A 17190-nucleotide genomic window follows, 5' to 3' on the forward strand; every position below is an offset into this window, starting at 1 on the left:
AAGCAGGTTGAGCGGGCGACAAGCCGGTACGGGCGTTCAGACGAGCGAGACGGACAGCATGCAACCGTCTGCCGACGTGACAACGGTGAGAGGCTCGTCGCTGCGACCTCGGGGACTGCCCGGCACCCGGGTGTAGATCCCCGTCTCGTACTGTGCGCGGTAGCGCTCTCGACGGGGAGATGTCGCCTGACGGTTCAACAGATCAAGGAACTCCTCGGCGACGCCCGTCCTGAGGTTCAGGCTCCGCGGGCCAACCGGAATTCGCGTGGTCTCACAGCGGAAAGCGCCGCGAGCGGTGTCGATCACCTCCAGCTGGCTAACCGCCTCCATGATCTCTCCAGGGTTCACTCGGATGCCGGCAAGGGTGGACGGAATCCCGGCGAATGCGAGCAACCGCGCCTGGTCGAGGTCCTCCACCTCCACAGTCAGCCGTTCTTGACTGACCTCGGTGTTTAAGTAGTCGTCGGCTTCGTCAATGTCGGCAAGTGTCTCGGGCGACGATCCCTCGTCTTCGGCCAGGCTCTCGAGGGCAACACGACGTGTCCGCGTGTCTGGGTCTGGGACCTCTACTGCAAACGCCTCAAGCGCGTCTCCTCGCAGGCATGCGCCGATGACGATGCGGCGCATGGTCGCCCCAGGAACGTTGACCGGCACGAGCACCTGCTGAACGCCGCGTGCGAGTTGTCGTACGGTCGTTTGCCTGCTGGAGCTGTTCCCCTTCACCTCGACCACGACCACGTCCGATACGCGGCCCGCATGCGTGTCGTACCAGAAGTAGTCGGGCTTGTGTGCCTTCAGGTTCCGCATCGCCTCGGCAAGTACGGGATCGAAGGTCACGGCGTCCGCGTCGACGACCTTTGCTGGGCGTCTGAGAATGAACTGTTCGACCAGATCCGTCGCTACGGCGATGCCGAAGTGCTCCGAGAGGAGCGTCCGCTGGTGGAACCTCACCTGCTCGGTCAGTTCGGACAGGTAGATCTGCGGCCGGTATTCGTGGAATGCCCAGAGGTAGCGAATGATGGCCCAGCGGCTCGCGGTCCGGAGGGCAGCGAGCCCCGGAAGCCCCGCAGCGCCTGGCGAGTGGAGGCCGGGAAGGGCGCTGGTGGTCCGGCCGAGGCCAAACAACAGATCGAAGGGCCTCACGTTGGAGCGAACGTGCATGCCTGCGAGCTCAGGGACCGGGCGCACGTCGACGTCGAGCCCGGTCTTCTGATAGAGCGCCCGGCGTACCGCCGTCGCCAGTTTCTTGTCCGACTTTACGGCGTAGTCGCCAGGGTTGGTGAGTGCCGCCATCAGGCTGGCAGGAGAAGGTGCCATTGACTGACCTGTCTGGTTGAGGGATGGGTTGGTCGTCGGCAAGTTCTAGAGCTGGCCGCGCCGGCTCTTGATGCCCCAGCGCTTGCACTCTTCGCGTTGCATCTCCCAGAAACGGGTGCTGGCGACCTGCGCCTCCGGCGCGACCCGCTCTCCACGGGGGTCGGCCTTGCCGTTGACCCGGAAGTAGCCGACACCGGGGAACCCTGCGCGCGACCCGGCGACGTGGACCACCAAGGCATCCAACGGTGGCAGTTGCCGTTCCTGGCAGCGGTGATGAAAGGCGGCCATGAACTCGGTGACTCGGTGCGACTCGCCGCTCTCGTGCAGATTCTGGGGATTCGGCAAGCCGGCGGCCTGGAAAACCCGTGCATAGGAGATCGTCTGCCCCCGGTCCTCCGCGCCATTGCTGGTCACGAAGTCGATCGCCGCATCGAGCTGGTCCATGGTGAACTCGTGTGACGGAATCATGAGCGGAACATACTGGTGTCCGTCCAGCCCCAGCAGGGCCAGAGAGTCAGATCTGTCGCCCCGAAGGACGGTGATCAGATCAAGTACGTGGCCAGCAGCGGCGACACACACCCTTGCCGCGATCACGAGCGGCGGCGGCTCTGACATGCTCGACTTCGTTGATGGTGCGGCCCTTCTTCTCCGCTTGGCGAACACCCTGCCGGTATCCAGGACAGTCGGTGTTCTTGTGGAAGGTCCGCCCTCCGATAGTGACCACGCCGAGAGTCCCACCCGGTGGCCATGGATTCTCGAGCTGCACCTGCACAGCCTGGGCGTCCTTGCTTCGTTTTCCGCTCCGCGCGCCGTTGCGTCGATCGCTGAACCCCATGGGCCGATTGTTGCCATCGACGCGACGCCGTCGAGCCCCACTGACGGCAGCAGGGCGCGCAGCCCTCGAGACGCTCCGAGGCTGCGCAGCCCTCCGTTAGTGGCTCAGGGGGCTGGCCTTTGCAGCTCGGACGAAGGTGGCCCAAGCTGCTGAGCTGAAGGTCAGGGCCGGGCCCGTCGGGTCCTTGCTGTCGCGTAGCCCGACAACGCCGGGGAGGTTGTCGGCGACCTCAACACACTCCCCGCCGTTGTTGCTGCGGGTTGACTTGCGCCAGACGGCACCGGTCAGGTCAGGCACGGGAGTACTCCTCTGCGACTTGCTGGATCAGGTTCTTCGATCGGGACTCGTTGAGGGCGCGGCTGGTCATGTCGGCCCAGATCATGTTGTAGGCGTCGGTCTCGTGCGGCTTGTCGAGGTAGATCGCCCCGGTCGCGGCCTCCAGGTACGTCACCGGCGGTTCCACCTCCTTGCCACTGCTGTCCCGGGGGAACTCCAGAATCGAGAAGGCTCCGGCCATCGCCCCGGCGTGTAGGCCGCCAGAAAAAGTCAGCACCTGCACGGTTACGTTCGGTAGCTCTGCGGCCTTCAGGATCTGGTGTAGCTGTTCAACCATGATCGTGGCGCTGCCGACGGAACGCCGCAACACCGCTTCGTTGACTATCACGCTGAGTTGCGGGGCGGAAAATCGGGTGAGAAGGGCCTGCCGCTCCACCCGGAGCTGGATTGCTCGCTCTTGCCCGCCGCGGTCCTGCGTCTCGATCGCCCCGCCGGGCATTTTGAATAGCTGCTCGGCGTAGGCGCGGGTTTGGAGTAGGCCGGGGACCAACTCGGCCTGGTACTGCCTGATGCTGGAGGCCGCAGCCTCCAAGCCGATATAGAGCTGGAACCAGCGCGGCAGGCCGGAGCCGATGTAGTCGTGCCACCAGTTCTTGTTTTCGCGGGTGGCCGCCGCCATCGCGAGGACCAACTCGGTGTCGTCGTCCGAGGCGCCGTAGAGCTTGAGCATCTCCTTGACGTCCGCCGCGCGGAAGCGGACGTTCTCGGCGCCGCTTTCGATCCGGTAAAGGGTTGCACGTGCGCGGTCCAGTTCCTCGGCTGCCTTCTCCATCGTCAGTCCAGCGGCCTTGCGAAGTGCTTCGAGCTTCCTGCCGAGTTGTCGCCGAAGCATGGTCGATCCCGTTACGGCCTGTGACACCCCTGCCTCCGATGGTCAGGTCGTGGTTGACACGCGTCTGCCCAATTAAACGCGTCCTATGTATCAGAAACAATAGACACGTCACGCTGCGTTCTCCTAGAAGTATCCGAGTCTGCTGAGACGACCTTCGTTAGACGTTGCATCTGATCGGACGCAGTGCTTGACTGCCCATGCGGCCACTGTGGAGTTATCGCTGCTCAATGGTCATGCGTGCCCTGCTGTCGTACTGCTGATTGAAGGCTGCGGTGGCAGGTGCCGGGGTGGGTCCACCGGTGCGGGGTGGGCCGGTGGGCTCACCCCATCCACAGGTCAATCTCGACGGTGAGAGGCAGGTCCTGTCATGCGCGTCTTCTTCCGGCGTGCCCGGAGTCGCCAACGATCGGTCAGCGGGCCGACCTGCTACCGCTCGGCGGCCTACCATCCGCTGCGGCCCTGGCAGGTGCGCGAGCGGGGTTTCCGGCCGACTCCGCTCGGCCGTCGCGGGCTCGACCCGCAGGAGGTGCGGGAATTCCTCGACCGGGTCGCCGGTGACCTGGCCGTGGTCTACGACGCGCTCGCGCAGAGTCGCCGGGAGACCGACCGGGTCAAGGACGCGCTGCGCCGCTGGCAGTCCCAGCAGGCCCGCGCCCGCAACGAGCGGGAGTGCGACCGGTGACCGAGCGCTGGGTCATCCACCTGCCGGTGGTCGTGAACGACCTGGTCTCGGCCCAGCGGCTCGCCCGGGTGGTGGCGCACTGGACGCACGTCCTGCCGCAGATCGACCCGGGCGGCACCACGGTGTCGGCCGAGGACGCGCAGCACGTACGCCACTGGGTCTTCTGCGACCGGCTGCTACCCGGCGACAGACGCTGCCTGCTCCGGCCCGACCACGACGGCGGGTGTTCCCGGCGTTTCCGGCGGCGCTGAGCGCGGCGGGACGGATCTCCTGAGCGCCGGACCGGCGGGCTGGGACCTGCGGGGATGACACCTTAGGATCGGCGGGTTGCCGGTGACGCCGGCCTCACGGGGCGCAAGTGCGAGGAGCGGTGATGACCCTGCTACGGGACGTGATCGAAATTCCGACCTCGGTCGGCGACGGTGACTTCGTCGTCCGCGCCGCCGAGGGCGCAGACCTGCGCCGCTACGTGGTCACCGACCAGCTCCGGGACAACTTCGCCGAGGCGCTGCGCCGGATCGGGCACGCCGTCACCACCGGGCGCTCCCAGGCGATGTTCCTGCACGGTTCGTTCGGCTCCGGCAAGTCGCACTTCATGGCGGTGCTACGGGAGATCCTCCAGCACAACCCGGAGGCCCGCGAGGTGCGCGGCTTGGCAGAGCCGGTCCTCGCCGCCGACCCCTGGCTGCGCGACCGCAAGCTGCTCACCCTCACCTTCCACATGCTCGACGCGCGCTCCGTCGAGCAGGCCGTTCTGGAGGGCTACCTCAACCAGATCACCGCGCTGCACCCGGAGGCGCCCGTCCCCGCCGTACATCGGTCGGACGCGATGCTCGACGACGCCGCACGGCTGCGCGAGCGGATGGGCGACGACGCCTTCTTCGCGGCGCTGCGCGACGGTGGCGGCGCACCCGCGGCCGGCGGTGGCCTCTCACTCGCCGCGCTGCGCGCCCAGGCCGACGGCTGGACCCCGCAGAGCTACGCCGCCGCTGCGGCGGCGGTACCCGGCACCGAGCAGCGGGACCGGCTGGTCAGCGCGCTGACCAGCACGTTCTTCACCGGCGCGGTCCGCAGCGGTGAGTATCTCGATCTCGACACCGGCCTCGCCGTGATCACCCGGCACGCCAAGGCCCTCGGGTACGACGCCCTGGTGCTCTTCCTCGACGAGCTGATCCTCTGGCTCTCCACGAAGATCAGCGACCACACCTTCGTCAACACGGAGGGCGCAAAGCTCAACAAGCTCGTCGAATCGGCCGACGCCACCCGGCCACTGCCGCTGATCTCGTTCGTGGCCCGGCAGCGCAACCTGGAGGACTTCCTCGGCCCCCAGGTCGGCGGCACCGAGCGCGAGGCCCTCGCGCACGTCATGCGCAGCGTCCAGGGCCGGTTCGGCGAGATCGCCCTCGCCGACACCAACCTGCCCGAGATCACCGAGAAGCGGCTGCTCAAGCCACTCACCGAAGAGGGCCGGGCGGTCATCGACAACGCGTTCGCCGCCGTGAAGGGCAACCGGGAGGTCTGGGACGCCCTGCTGCTCGGCGCCCAGTACGGCGACGCCGGCATCGGCTCCGACGCCGCCGCCTTCCGCAAGCTCTACCCGTTCTCGCCCGCGCTGGTCGCCACCCTGGTGGCCCTCTCTCAGGCGTTGCAGCGGGAACGCACCGCGCTGAAGGTGATGACCGAGCTGCTCGTCGACCGGCGGGACACCCTGCGGGTCAACGACCTGATCGGGGTGGCCGCCCTCTTCGACCCTCTGGTGCTGCACGGCGAGCTGCCCGACCGGCCCAAACTCAAGCAGCTCTTCCAGGCCGCCCGCACCCTCTACACCCAGAAGCTGCGTCCCATCCTGCTCAACCTCAACGGCATCACCGAGGAGCAGGCGGCTGACCACCAGCAGTTCCAGCTCGACGACAAGCTGGTCAAGACGGTGCTGCTCGGCGCGCTGGTCCCCGAAGTGCCGGCCCTGCACAACCTCACCGCCGCCAAGCTGCACGCGCTGAACTTCGGCTCGATCACCTCGCCGATCCCTGGCTACGAGCGGCAGATCGTGCTCAACCGGCTCAACCGGGTCGCCGACGGTGCCGGCGAGCTGCACCTCACCAAGACCCCCGACCCGGTGGTGTCGCTCAAGCTGCACACCGTCGACTACGACAAGCTGCTCGACCTGGTCCCCGAGGACGAGGCCACCACCACCGGCGTCCGGCAGCAGCTCATCCGGGAACTGGTCACCGCGGAGATGGGCATCGCCGGCGCCGAGGGGCAGCTCGGCGAGTTGCTGCACTCCCGCGACTGGCGCGGCCGGCGGCACACCGTCCAGGTCAAGTTCGGCAACGTCCGCGACCCCGACACCATGCCGGTCTCCGCGCTTATCGCCACCGGGGAGGCGTGGCGCATCATCATCGACTATCCGTTCGACCCGCAGGGTTACGAGCGCAGCGCGGACCGCGCCCGGATCGAGCGCCTGGAACGCGGCTCTCGGACGGTCTTCTGGCTGCCCTACTTTCTGACCGACGAGCTCATGGGCAAGGTCGGCCAGCTCGCGAGGATCAACTACCTACTGGGCAACGGCACCGGCGACCGGCTCAACGCGCTGGCCGCCGACTGGCCCCTCGCCGACCGGCAGCAGGGCCGGGTCTACCTCCAGCAGCGCCAGACCCAACTGCGCGGCACGCTGATCAGCGCCATGATGCAGGCGTACGGGTCGGCCACGTCGCGCGGGTCCGACGTGCAGGACGACAGCATCGGGGTGTTCCACACCCTCGCCGACGGCCTGCACGTCGGCGACCCCCGAGGCGGCACCCTCGCCGAGGCGTTCCACAACCTCACCGGCGAACTCCTCGCCTGGTCCTACCCGGGCCGGCCCGCCATGCCGGACGACGAGAAGCCCGTCACCCGCAGCGAGATGACCAAGATCCTGGAGTACGCCCGGCTGGCCGCCGCCGACCCCGCCCGCGGCATCAGCGTGCCCAACCCGGTCGACCAGCGCATCCTCCGCCGCGTCTGCAACAACCTGCGGCTCGGCGAGCTGATCGAAGGCCGCTACGTGCTCAACACGAGCACCTGCCGGTGGAGCCAACACCTGCTGCAAGCCGCCGCCAACGAGGGCTACACCGACCACTTCCCGGTGCACGTGCTGCGCCGGCTCATCGACGAGCCCGCCGCGTTCGGCTTCGACCGGGAGCTGCAAAACCTGATCATCGTCGTTTTCGGGCTGGAGCAGCAGCTCGCCTGGTACCAGCACGGCGGCAAGGTCGACGTGGGCAACCTCGCCCTCGTGCGCGACGAGCTGGAGCTGCGCCACCCGCCGATGCCCGACGAGCAGGCGTGGGCAGACGCGGTCCGCCGGGGTTCGGCGATCTTCGGGGGTGTGCTGCCCGTCTGGCGGACACCGGCCAACCTCGGTGAACTCGCCGGAACGCTGCGCACGGCGGCGAGCACGCGCACGAAAGCGGTCGGCGACCTCGTCCAGGCGCTGGAAGCCCACGCCGATGTGCTGGGCCTGGACACCTCGGCCCCGACGGGCCGGCTCGCCACCGCTCGCCGCGCGGCCCGACTCGTGACCGAGCTGGCCGCCGAGCGCGACGACGTGGTGCTCATCGAGACGGTTGCCCGTGCCGACCTGGGCGACGTCGACGACCAGGCCATAGGAGAGCTGCTCAGCCAGGCGGGAGCCATCGTCGCCGCCATGGCCCGTGGCCACCAATGGTCCCTGCTCCAGGCGATCTCGGCCCGGGCCGTCCAGGACGAGCAGGCGCAGGCAATCATCGGGCAGCTCCGGGAGGTCGCCCGACACCAGCAACACGGGCAGGACCTGGTGGACGCCCTCCAGACGGCAGTCGACGCGTCGGCGGCGCTGCTCGCCACCAACCCGCCGCAGGGCCGCACAGACAACAACCCCGGCGGTACGCCGAACGGCGGGGGGACGATCCCCACCGTCACGGTGCCGGGGCAGCAGCCCCGCGAGTCCGACCCTGTCGAGGTGCCCGCGAATGGTGGCGGCGCCGGACCGGGTCGTACGGCTGAGATCGAGGGGCCAGGCGATTCGGGGCCGGTTGCGCTGCCCGGTGGCGCCGGGCCGATCGCGGTCGCCCAGCAGCATCGCGAGGTCGCTGACGTGGAGACCTGGGAGAAGGTCGCCGCCGAGATCGCGGCTGCGGTCACCGCCGGGCGGCGGGTCACGGTCACCTGGGAGATCCGGTGACCGGCTCGGCGGTCGGCCGCCTCGCCCACCAGGGAGCCGGCGCGGCGGGATCCGTGGCCGGTCGTCCTGAGGTGGCATCGTGAGCGTGCCGGTCGGCGTGGCCCAGCCCGACGCGATCCGACGCAAGGTCGAGGCGTGGCTGGCCGAGGGAGATCCGGCGGACGCTATCGCGCTGACGGCCCGCCCCGACGGGCCGGCCGAAACGGTGCTCAGCATCAACGGCTGTCGGGTCCGGGTCGTCCCGTGTCCCACTCCGCTGGCCGCCCGCGCCGCCCTGCACGACCGGGCCGACGGCGAACGGCTGGTGCTGTTGACCGAGCTGACCGACAGCGAGCTGGGCGACGGCCTCCTCGCCCACCTCAGCAAGCAGACCGTTCGCAAGATCGATCCGTGGGACCTGGTCCGGCAGATGTTCGGCGGGGTGGCCGCCCTCGACCCGACCCTGGTCCGGGTCGGACGCTGGGTAGCCAACGCGCTCACCGATCACGCTCCGGCCGACGGGTGGCCCGCCCCGCCCGGCGCGATCCTCACCCGCGACCACGCGCTGCGCAGCCTCACCTCGGAACTGCTCGACCTGCCACCCGCCGAACTCGACGACAGCGGCCTGGTGCAGTGGAGCACCGATGCGCGGCGGCAACTGCGCTTCACCCAGCTGCCGGAGGCCGTCGCCGACGGCATCACCGCGTACCTGACCGGGACCGCCGGCCATGCCGCCGTCCCGATGATGGCCGCCGTACGCGCCGGACACGGCGTCGACGTCATCCCGCTGGGGCTACTGGCCGGGCTGCTCTGGAGCGCCGGCAGCGGTGGCGCCGTCCAGGTGGAGGCGGCTGTCGGTCGTACCCGACTGGAGCCCCGATTCGGTGGGCTCCGGCCCAGCCCGCAGCAGGCCGAGTCGCTGCACCAGGCGGCCGAGGCGTGGGTCTACCGGACTGTCGAGTCGGGTGACAACGGCCGGGACGAGGCGATGCGGATGCTGCGCCGGGCCGAGGCGATCGCCGCCGAGATCGGCATCACGGCCATGCTCGGCGCCTCGACCGTCCTGCCCAGCGGATTCGTCCAGCGGCTGCGGGCCTTCGCCGACGCAGTACGACTCGCCGTGCCGGCCGGCGGGTCGGCGCACCCGGCGGCGGTGGCACGGGCACAGTCGGCCCTCGCCACGGTCGAGGAGCACCGGGCCGCCGAGCTGCGCCGGGTCGAGACCGCCCGGATGGCCGTCCGCCTGCTGCGCTGGCTGCACACCACCGACGGCCGGCCACCGGCCACCCTGCTCGACGCGCTGCACCGGCAGGTCCGGCAGGACGGCTGGGTCGACCGGGCCCGACTCGATATCTTCGCCGGGGACCCCGACTCACAGGTCGCCGAGGCGTACCGTCTGCTGCACCGGGCTGTTGACGCCCGCCGCTCTCGGCACGACCAGCAGTTCGCCGCGCTGCTTGCCGCAGCCACCAGCGCCGAGACGCAGCCCGGTGCGCTACTGCGCGTCGAAGACGTGCTCGACCGGGTGGTCCAGCCGATCCTCGACACCGGTCGCCGGGTGCTGCTGCTCGTCATGGACGGCATGGGTGTCGCCGCCGCCACCGAGCTGGCCGAGTCCGTCACCCGCAACGGCGCCTGGGTGGAACTCACCCCCGATGGAGGCCCGCGCACGGGTGTGCTGGCGGCTCTGCCCACCGTCACCGAGGCCAGCCGGTGCAGCCTGCTGAGCGGGCGCATCGCGGCCGGCGGTCAGCAGGCCGAGCGGAAGGCGTTCCAGCAACGGTTCGCCGCCGGGCGGCTGCTGCACAAGTCGGCGTTGCGGGCCGGAGCTGGAGCAGCCCTGGACCCGGACGTGCTGGCTGCCCTCGACGACCCATCGATCCCCCTGGTCGCCGCCGTAATCAACACGATCGACGATGCTCTGGACCGCAGCGACCCGGGTACCACCGTCTGGGGCGACGACACCATCACCGCAGTCGGCGACCTGTTGGCCTCCGCGGCCGATCGGGTGGTGATCGTCGTTTCCGACCACGGCCACGTCGTGGACCGTGGCCCCGAGTCGGTCACCCTGCCCAGCGCCAGCGGTGAGAACCGGTGGCGACCTCCCACCGACCCGCCCGGCGACGCCGAAGTGGCCGTCGCCGGCAGCCGGGTGGCGCTCGGCGGCGGATCCGTCGTCCTGCCCTGGCGGGAAGAGGTGCGGTACGGGCCGCGCAAGGCGGGCTACCACGGCGGGGCGGCGCCGGCGGAAGCCGTCATCCCACTGCTCGTGCTGAGCGCCGGTGACGACCTCGCCGTGCCCGGCTGGGCCGGTGCGCCGGTGGCCAGCCCGGACTGGTGGCGGGAACCGTTGACGGAGAGCACGCCCCCGCCGGCCGACCCCGCGCCGGCAACCCGGCGTCGCCCGCGCAAATCCGTCGAGCAGCAGACCGACGGTCTCTTCGACCTGATGCCGGCCGTCGTCGCGCCGACCGCCGCACCGCAGCCCGTCCCCACCGCGCCCGACCTCGTGGCAGCCCTGCTCTCCAGTGAGCGCTACGCCCAACGGCGCGACCCCCGGCTGCCCCTGGCCGACGAACGGGTCGCCGCGCTGCTGAACACGCTGATCGCCGGCGGTGACCGGGCGACCCTCGACACCCTCGCCGCCCGGTCCGGCGTACCGGCGCACCGGATCAACGGCACGATCACAGCGTTGCGTCGGCTCCTTCAGGTCGAGGGATATCCCGTGCTCACCCTCGACGCGGACGGCCGCACCGTTCACCTCAACCGCGCGTTGCTGATCGAGCAGTTCGAGCTGGAGCCGCGGTGACCGTGGAATTGTCGGCCCGCCGCCGCCGGGACATCGTCGACGCGCTGCGGCGCGGGGTAGTCCCGAGCAACGGACTCGACGCGCTCGCGGTCGGGCTGGACCGGTTCACCGCCGCGCTAGACGACGACCTGGAACGGGTCGCCAGCGGCGGGAGCGTCTTCAAGGCCGTGCGCGGCGAATATGGGGCCGGCAAGACGTTCTTCACGCGGTGGCTGGCCGAACGCGCCAAGCGGCGGGGCTTCGCCGCCGCGGAGGTGCAGATCTCCGAGCTGGAAACACCACTGCATCGGATGGAGACCGTCTACCGGCGGCTGGTCGAACACCTCAGCACCGAGCAGTTCGCCCCAAGCGCCTTCCGACCCGTACTCGATGGCTGGATCTTTGCGCTCGAAGAGGACGTTCTCGCCGGCGGCGCGGTCACCGAGGACGATGCCGAGGCGCTGGACCGGGCCGTCGGCGAGCTTCTGGAACGCCGGCTGGGCGACATCTCGCGGAGCACCCCGGGCTTCGCCGCAGCCCTGCGCGGTTACCGAGCCGCCAGCGCCAGCGGTGACCACCTCACCGCCGACGGCCTGGCAGCCTGGTTGGGTGGGCAGCCGCACGTCGCCGCGTCCGCGCGGCGGGCAGCCGGGGTCAAGGGCGACCTTGACCATTACGGCGCGCTTAGCTTCCTGCAAGGATTGCTTACCGTACTGCGCGACAGCGGGCATCAGGGGCTGCTACTGGTGCTGGACGAGGTTGAGACGCTGCAGCGGGTGCGCTCTGATGCGCGGGACAAGGCACTGAACGCCCTTCGACAGCTCATCGACGAGGTTCACGCGGACCGGTTTCCTGGACTCCTGCTGGTGATCACGGGGACGCCCGCGTTCTTCGACGGCCCGCAGGGCGTCCAGCGGCTCGCGCCGCTCGCGCAACGTCTCGCCACCGACCTCGGCCCCGACCCGCGCTGGGACAACCCGCGAGCCACCCAACTGCGGCTATCCGGGTTCGCTGTCGACGCACTGGTTGAACTCGGCAGCCGGGTCCGAGACATCTACGGCAGCGCACAGGTCGACGCTCGGGTGGATGACGACTACCTCGCCACACTGGCCCGTGCCGTCACCGGCGCGCTCGGCGGTCAGGTCGGGGTGGCACCCCGCGTCTATCTGAAGAAGCTCGTCGCGGACGTCTTCGACCGTGTGGACCAGTTCGCCGACTGGGAGCCGCGGCGGCACTACGCACTGACCCTGCGGGCCGACGAGCTGACCGAGGTCGAACGCAACGCCGCCGCTCGCGCCGACGACATCGAACTGACGCTCTGACGTGTTGCCGGATCTTGACCCGGTCGTGGTGCACCACGTGGTCAACACTCTGGGCTGGCGAGACCTGCGCCCACTGCAGCGTGCTGCGATCGCCCCGGTGCAGGGCGGTCGGGATGCCCTCCTGCTCGCCCCGACGGCGGGCGGCAAGACGGAGGCCGCACTGTTCCCACTGCTGTCCCGGATGGCCGCGCACCAGTGGACCGGTACGTCGGTGCTCTACCTCGCCCCGCTGAAGGCGCTGCTCAACAACCTGGAGCCTCGGCTGGAGCAGTACGCCGGTTGGCTCGGGCGGCGGGTGGCCCTCTGGCACGGGGACATCGGCGCTTCGCGGCGGCGGGCCGTACTCTTCGAGCGGCCGGACATCCTGCTGACCACACCTGAGTCACTGGAAGCCATGCTGGTCAGCGCCAACGTCGACCACCGCCAGTTCTTCGCCGGTCTTCAAGCAGTGGTCGTTGACGAGGCGCACGCCTTTGCGGGAGATGACCGAGGTTGGCACCTGCTCGCCGTCTTGGAACGTTTGACCCGGGTGGCTGGTCGGCCGCTGCAGCGGATCGGCCTCTCCGCCACCGTCGGGAACCCCGACCATCTGCTCACCTGGCTCCAGGGCTCCGGCGCGGGTAGCCGGCCGGCCGAGGTCGTCGCACCCGAGGTGGTCCATATCGCGGGTGGCGCACCAGCGGGCGAGATCGAGCTGGACTACGTCGGCTCGCTCACCAACGCCGCAGCCGTGATCGCCGCCCTGCATCCGGGCGAAAAGCGGCTGGTCTTCTGCGAATCCCGGCAGACAGTCGAGGAACTCGGACAACTGCTACGGGAGCAGGGCGTTACCACCTTCCTGTCGCATGCGTCGCTGTCCGTGGACGAGCGGCGCCGCGCGGAACAGGCGTTTGGTGAGTCACGAGACTGCGTCATCGTTTCCACCAGCACACTCGAACTCGGCATCGACGTCGGCGACCTGGACCGCGTGATCCAGATCGACGCGCCGGCTACCGTGGCGTCCTTCCTGCAGCGGCTCGGGCGCACCGGTCGCCGTCCGGGAAGCAGCCGGAACTGCCTGTTTCTGACGCTCGGTGGCCAGCCGCTCGTGGAGGCGGCCGCGCTGCTCCTGCTCTGGTCACGAGGTTGGGTGGAGCCGGTCACCGCACCGCCGGAACCTCGGCACATCGTCGCTCAACAGGTGCTCGCGCTCTGCCTTCAGGAGGGTCGGATCGGTGCGGAAACCTGGATCCAGGCCTGGAACGAGCTGCCGCCCTTTGAGAAGAGCGCCCGACCGATCGTTCGACACCTCGTCGAGCACGGCTATCTGGAGCAGGACGAGGGCATGCTCTTCATCGGTCCCACCGCCGAGGAGCGGTTTGGCCGTCGCCACTTCATGGAGATGACGGCCGTCTTCACCGGGCCGCCCGAGTTCACCGTCCTCCTGGGCCGTAGCGAGCTGGGTCGGATCGATCCCAGCCTGCTCACCGAGGAGGTCCGGGGCGAACGCCGCCTGCTGTTGAGCGGCCGGAGTTGGCGCGTTACGTACATCGACTGGCGTCGTCGGCGGTGTTTCGTCGAGCCCGCAGACGGCGGCGGACGTGCTCGCTGGACGGGCACCGGCTGGGCGTACCGGGGTCACGAGATCACGCGGGCGGTCCGTGAGGTGTTGCTAGGAGCGGACCCGCCGGTGGCCCTCACCCGTCGCGCGCTGACTCGCCTAGCGCGGGAGCGCGAGGAAAAACTACACCTGGTGCATCCCGGTGGGACTGTCATCGCCCGCGAGGGCGGCGGCGACCTGCGCTGGTGGACCTGGGCGGGTTTCCGCACGAATGCCACGTTGACCGCCACGCTCGGCGAAGTCGTCGATCCGGTGGAGCGTTTCGACGGCAACAGCATCCGACTGCGGGAAGATGTCACACCTGCGACCTGGCGGGCACTCACCGCGGACGCCGCCACCCGACTGTGCCTGCCAGAGGTCAACGACAAGGCCCTGGATGGTCTCAAGTTCGGCGCGGCCCTGCCAAAACGGTTGGCCGCGGCGACGCTCGCGACGCGCCTGGCCGACCTGGACGGCGCTGCCGTGGTGCTGGACGAACCTGTGCGGTTCGTCGTCCTTTAGCACTGAATGCACTAGTTCCTTCGTGAGGATCGGCGATGGCCGTTCAACGGCGGGGGGCCTCGCTGGCGATCGTCGCCTCCCGGGGCAGCGCCGCCGCGCGCAGCGCCCAGTCCAGGGCGTAGTCGGCGACCTCCTCCCAGCCGGGCGCCCCGACGGTGAAGTGCGACCGGCCGGGGAACTCCTCGTACGCGGTGAGCGCCCGGGACTTCTGGTAGAGCCCCGCGTTGGTGCGGACCACCGACGCCGGCACCACGTGGTCCTCTCCGCCCGCCATCAACAGCAGCGGCGCGCGGTCGTCGCGTCCGGTGTCGACGCGGGCGGGTGAGCGCGGGTCGAGGTTGGCGAAGGCGCCCTCGAAGAACACCCGACCGGCGCCCGGAACGGCGTAGCGCTGCCAGGCCCGGTCGGAGTCCTCCCGGCTCATCGTGTTGCCGAACGTGTAGGCGAAGTCGTCCGGGGTGAACGGGACAGCTTTGCTCCGGTTGGCGGGACTGCGCAGGATCGGGAAGCCGGAGCGCAGCTGACTCAGCGGCACCTTGAGCACCCCCTTGATCGCAGCCGGATGCACCCCCACCACCGCCGCGCCGAGGCCCCGGTCGGCGAGGACCTGGGCGAACAGGCCGCCGAACGAGTGCCCCATGATGATCGGCGGTCGGGGCAGGGCCCGGATGATCCGGTCGTAGTGGGCGACGATCGTGGCCATGCTCTGCTCGGCGATCGGGCCGGGGTCGTCGCGCAACTGCTCCACGGACCGGTCCATCCCGGGCCAGGCGGGGGCGATGACGTGCATCCCGCGCTCGGTGAACCGCTCGATCCACCCCTGCCAGCTGCGCGAGGTCATCCAGAGTCCGTGGATCAGCACGACCGTGTCGACCCGGCCCTGCGGCGTGGCACCCATCGCGTCCTCCCGGTGTCGCGGCGTCCGGCCGCGCGCTTACCCGCTGCCGCGCCGGGAATTCCTCCCACTGCGGCGCGCACACGGGGTCGGTGGGTGCGGCGCATGGCCCCTGACAAATGTCACGGCCGGAACGTGACGGCTGCTCCGGGAGCCGACGTCCGCGACGCCCGAGCATCTATGGCATGACCAGTACGCATCCGGCCGTCGAGCTGAACGGCCTCACCAAGACCTTCGGTACGGTCACCGCGGTCGACGGGCTGAGCCTGCGGGTGCAGCCCGGCGAGGTGGTGGCGTTCCTCGGCCCCAACGGGGCGGGCAAGACCACCACCATCGACATGCTGCTCGGCCTGGCCCGCCCGGACGCGGGCACGGTCCGCGTCCTGGGCGGCACCGCCGACGACGCGGTGGCCCGGGGTCGGATCGCCGCCGTACTCCAGACCGGCGGGCTGCTCAAGGACCTCACCGTCGGCGAGACCGTGCGGATGACCGCCCACTTCTACCGGCACACCCGCCCGGCCGCCGAGGTGTTGGAGCGCGCCGGCATCGCCGACATCGCCGACCGCATCGTGGGGCGGTGCTCCGGCGGTCAGCAGCAGCGGCTGCGTTTCGCGCTGGCCCTGCTGCCCGACCCGGACCTGATGGTGCTCGACGAGCCGACCACGGGAATGGACGTCGAGGGCCGCCGGGACTTCTGGCAGGCACTGCGCCGCGACGCCCGCGACGGCAGGACGGTCATCTTCGCCACCCACTACCTGGACGAGGCGGACGCGTACGCCGACCGGATCGTGCTGGTCCGACAGGGACGGATCGTCGCCGACGGCACCACCGCGGAGATCAAGAACCTGGCCGCCGGCCGTACGGTGCGAGCCACCCTGCCCGGCGCGGACCAGGCCGCGCTCGCCGCGCTGCCCGGCGTGGACGCCGTGGAGGTCCGCGGCGACAGCGTGCTGGTGCGTACCGGCGACTCGGACGCGATCGCCCGTCACCTGCTCACCCGGACCGCCGCCCGGGACGTGGAGATCACCTCCCGCAATCTCGAGGACGCCTTCCTCGCCCTGACCACCGAGCACATCGGAGCCTGAGATGTCGACCCTGCCGGCCACCCCCGCCGCCACCCGCACCGACCGTCCCACCCAGCCCGACCGCCGGCTGCCCGCAATGGGCGGCTTCGCCCCGGTCGTCCTCGGCATCGAACTGCGCCGGGTGCTGCGCAACCGCCGCACCCTCGCCTTCACGCTGATCATGCCGGCTGTCTTCTTCCTCATCTTCGGCCTGCCGCAGCGGGGGCAGACGCTGGACAACGGCCGACCCGTGACGGCGTACGTCATGATCAGCCTCGCCGTGTACGCGGCGATGGTGGCGACCACCAGCGCGGGCGGCGCGGTGGCCACCGAGCGGGCGTTGGGCTGGAGCCGGCAGTTGCGGCTCACCCCGCTGCGCCCGACCGCCTACGTGGCGACGAAGGTGGCCACCGCGATGACCCTCGGCCTGATCGCGGTCGTCATCGAGTTCGTGGTGGGCGCGGCGGCCGGCGTCCGCCTCCCGCTGGACGTCTGGCTGCTGTCCGGGCTCGCCGCGTGGCTCGGCTCGCTGGTCTTCGCCGCGTTCGGTCTGTTCATCGGCTACCTGGTGCCGGCCGAGAACGTCATGCAGTTCATCGGGCCGATCCTGGCCGTGCTGGCCATGTTCGGCGGGCTGTTCGTGCCGGTCGAGGTGCTGCCGCACGTGCTCCAGCAGGCCGCGAAGTTCACCCCGGTGTACGGCATGGGTGAGCTGGCCCGCGCCCCGCTGACCGGCGACGGGGTGAGCATGGCCGGGGTGGCCAACATGGCCTTCTGGACCATGGCTTTCGGCGTCGGCGCGGCCCGGCTGTTCCGCCGGGACACCGCTCGGATCTGA

13 protein-coding genes are annotated in these 17190 nt (G+C 70.1%); 8 read left to right on the plus strand and 5 right to left on the minus strand.

Annotated elements, in window-relative coordinates; genetic code table 11:
* Positions 1-36: 36 nt before the first annotated feature.
* The 4 genes from AB0B39_RS20695 to AB0B39_RS20710 all read right to left on the minus strand — a co-directional run bounded on the left by AB0B39_RS20695 (position 37) and on the right by AB0B39_RS20710 (position 3320).
* Positions 37-1293, minus strand: a complete 1257-nt coding sequence (locus AB0B39_RS20695) for a hypothetical protein (protein WP_357575095.1) — start codon at positions 1291-1293, stop codon at positions 37-39.
* A gap of 69 nt (positions 1294-1362) precedes the next feature.
* Entirely contained in the window at positions 1363-1932 is a 570-nt protein-coding gene (locus tag AB0B39_RS20700; protein ID WP_357575096.1) for a hypothetical protein, read from the minus strand.
* A gap of 316 nt (positions 1933-2248) precedes the next feature.
* Positions 2249-2449, minus strand: coding sequence for a DUF397 domain-containing protein (locus AB0B39_RS20705; RefSeq protein ID WP_357575097.1), 201 nt, complete (start codon positions 2447-2449; stop codon positions 2249-2251).
* Positions 2442-3320 carry a helix-turn-helix transcriptional regulator gene (locus AB0B39_RS20710; RefSeq protein WP_357575098.1) on the minus strand — a complete coding sequence of 293 codons (879 nt, stop codon included), beginning with the start codon at positions 3318-3320 and terminating at the stop codon, positions 2442-2444. The genes AB0B39_RS20705 and AB0B39_RS20710 overlap by 8 nt, the downstream gene beginning before the upstream one ends.
* Positions 3321-3687: 367 nt before the next feature.
* Between AB0B39_RS20710 and AB0B39_RS20715 the strand changes: the two genes are divergently transcribed.
* The 6 genes from AB0B39_RS20715 (at position 3688) to AB0B39_RS20740 (ending at position 14393) form a co-directional block, all read left to right on the plus strand.
* Positions 3688-4002, plus strand: coding sequence for a DivIVA domain-containing protein (locus AB0B39_RS20715; protein ID WP_357575099.1), 315 nt, complete (start codon positions 3688-3690; stop codon positions 4000-4002).
* On the plus strand, positions 3999-4253 hold the full coding sequence (locus AB0B39_RS20720) for a hypothetical protein (RefSeq protein ID WP_357575100.1): 255 nt from the start codon (positions 3999-4001) through the stop codon (positions 4251-4253). Before AB0B39_RS20715 ends, AB0B39_RS20720 begins: the two co-directional genes overlap by 4 nt.
* 122 nt (positions 4254-4375) lie before the next feature.
* On the plus strand, positions 4376-8203 hold the full coding sequence (locus AB0B39_RS20725) for a phage resistance protein (protein WP_357575101.1): 3828 nt from the start codon (positions 4376-4378) through the stop codon (positions 8201-8203).
* 79 nt (positions 8204-8282) lie between these two features.
* Positions 8283-10991 carry a BREX-2 system phosphatase PglZ gene (gene pglZ / locus AB0B39_RS20730; protein ID WP_357575102.1) on the plus strand — a complete coding sequence of 903 codons (2709 nt, stop codon included), beginning with the start codon at positions 8283-8285 and terminating at the stop codon, positions 10989-10991.
* Positions 10988-12292, plus strand: a complete 1305-nt coding sequence (gene brxD / locus AB0B39_RS20735; protein WP_357575103.1) for a BREX system ATP-binding protein BrxD — start codon at positions 10988-10990, stop codon at positions 12290-12292. The genes pglZ and brxD overlap by 4 nt, the downstream gene beginning before the upstream one ends.
* A 37-nt stretch (positions 12293-12329) precedes the next feature.
* Positions 12330-14393 (plus strand): DEAD/DEAH box helicase, encoded by a 2064-nt coding sequence (locus tag AB0B39_RS20740; protein WP_357575212.1) that lies wholly within the window; start codon positions 12330-12332, stop codon positions 14391-14393.
* A 43-nt stretch (positions 14394-14436) separates the two neighbouring features.
* Here AB0B39_RS20740 and AB0B39_RS20745 read toward each other — a convergent pair whose 3' ends face one another.
* Complete coding sequence (locus tag AB0B39_RS20745) at positions 14437-15291, minus strand: alpha/beta fold hydrolase (RefSeq protein WP_357575104.1); 855 nt, start codon at positions 15289-15291, stop codon at positions 14437-14439.
* Positions 15292-15473: 182 nt separating this feature from the next.
* Between AB0B39_RS20745 and AB0B39_RS20750 the strand changes: the two genes are divergently transcribed.
* Entirely contained in the window at positions 15474-16373 is a 900-nt protein-coding gene (locus AB0B39_RS20750; protein WP_357575105.1) for an ABC transporter ATP-binding protein, read from the plus strand.
* A gap of 1 nt (position 16374) precedes the next feature.
* Entirely contained in the window at positions 16375-17190 is an 816-nt protein-coding gene (locus AB0B39_RS20755) for an ABC transporter permease (RefSeq protein WP_357575106.1), read from the plus strand.

The sequence above is a fragment of the Micromonospora sp. NPDC049114 genome (genome assembly GCF_040648635.1).
GTDB lineage: Bacteria > Actinomycetota > Actinomycetes > Mycobacteriales > Micromonosporaceae > Micromonospora.

Bases quoted from the DNA above. Each gene is read 5' to 3' on its own strand.
- AB0B39_RS20715 (WP_357575099.1), top strand. From the start codon at position 3,688: ATGCGCGTCTTCTTCCGGCGTGCCCGGAGTCGCCAACGATCGGTCAGC.
- AB0B39_RS20745 (WP_357575104.1), bottom strand. From the start codon at position 15,291: ATGGGTGCCACGCCGCAGGGCCGGGTCGACACGGTCGTGCTGATCCAC.
- AB0B39_RS20700 (WP_357575096.1), bottom strand. From the start codon at position 1,932: ATGTCAGAGCCGCCGCCGCTCGTGATCGCGGCAAGGGTGTGTGTCGCC.
- AB0B39_RS20750 (WP_357575105.1), top strand. From the start codon at position 15,474: ATGACCAGTACGCATCCGGCCGTCGAGCTGAACGGCCTCACCAAGACC.
- AB0B39_RS20755 (WP_357575106.1), top strand. From the start codon at position 16,375: ATGTCGACCCTGCCGGCCACCCCCGCCGCCACCCGCACCGACCGTCCC.
- AB0B39_RS20710 (WP_357575098.1), bottom strand. From the start codon at position 3,320: ATGCTTCGGCGACAACTCGGCAGGAAGCTCGAAGCACTTCGCAAGGCC.
- AB0B39_RS20695 (WP_357575095.1), bottom strand. From the start codon at position 1,293: ATGGCGGCACTCACCAACCCTGGCGACTACGCCGTAAAGTCGGACAAG.
- AB0B39_RS20725 (WP_357575101.1), top strand. From the start codon at position 4,376: ATGACCCTGCTACGGGACGTGATCGAAATTCCGACCTCGGTCGGCGAC.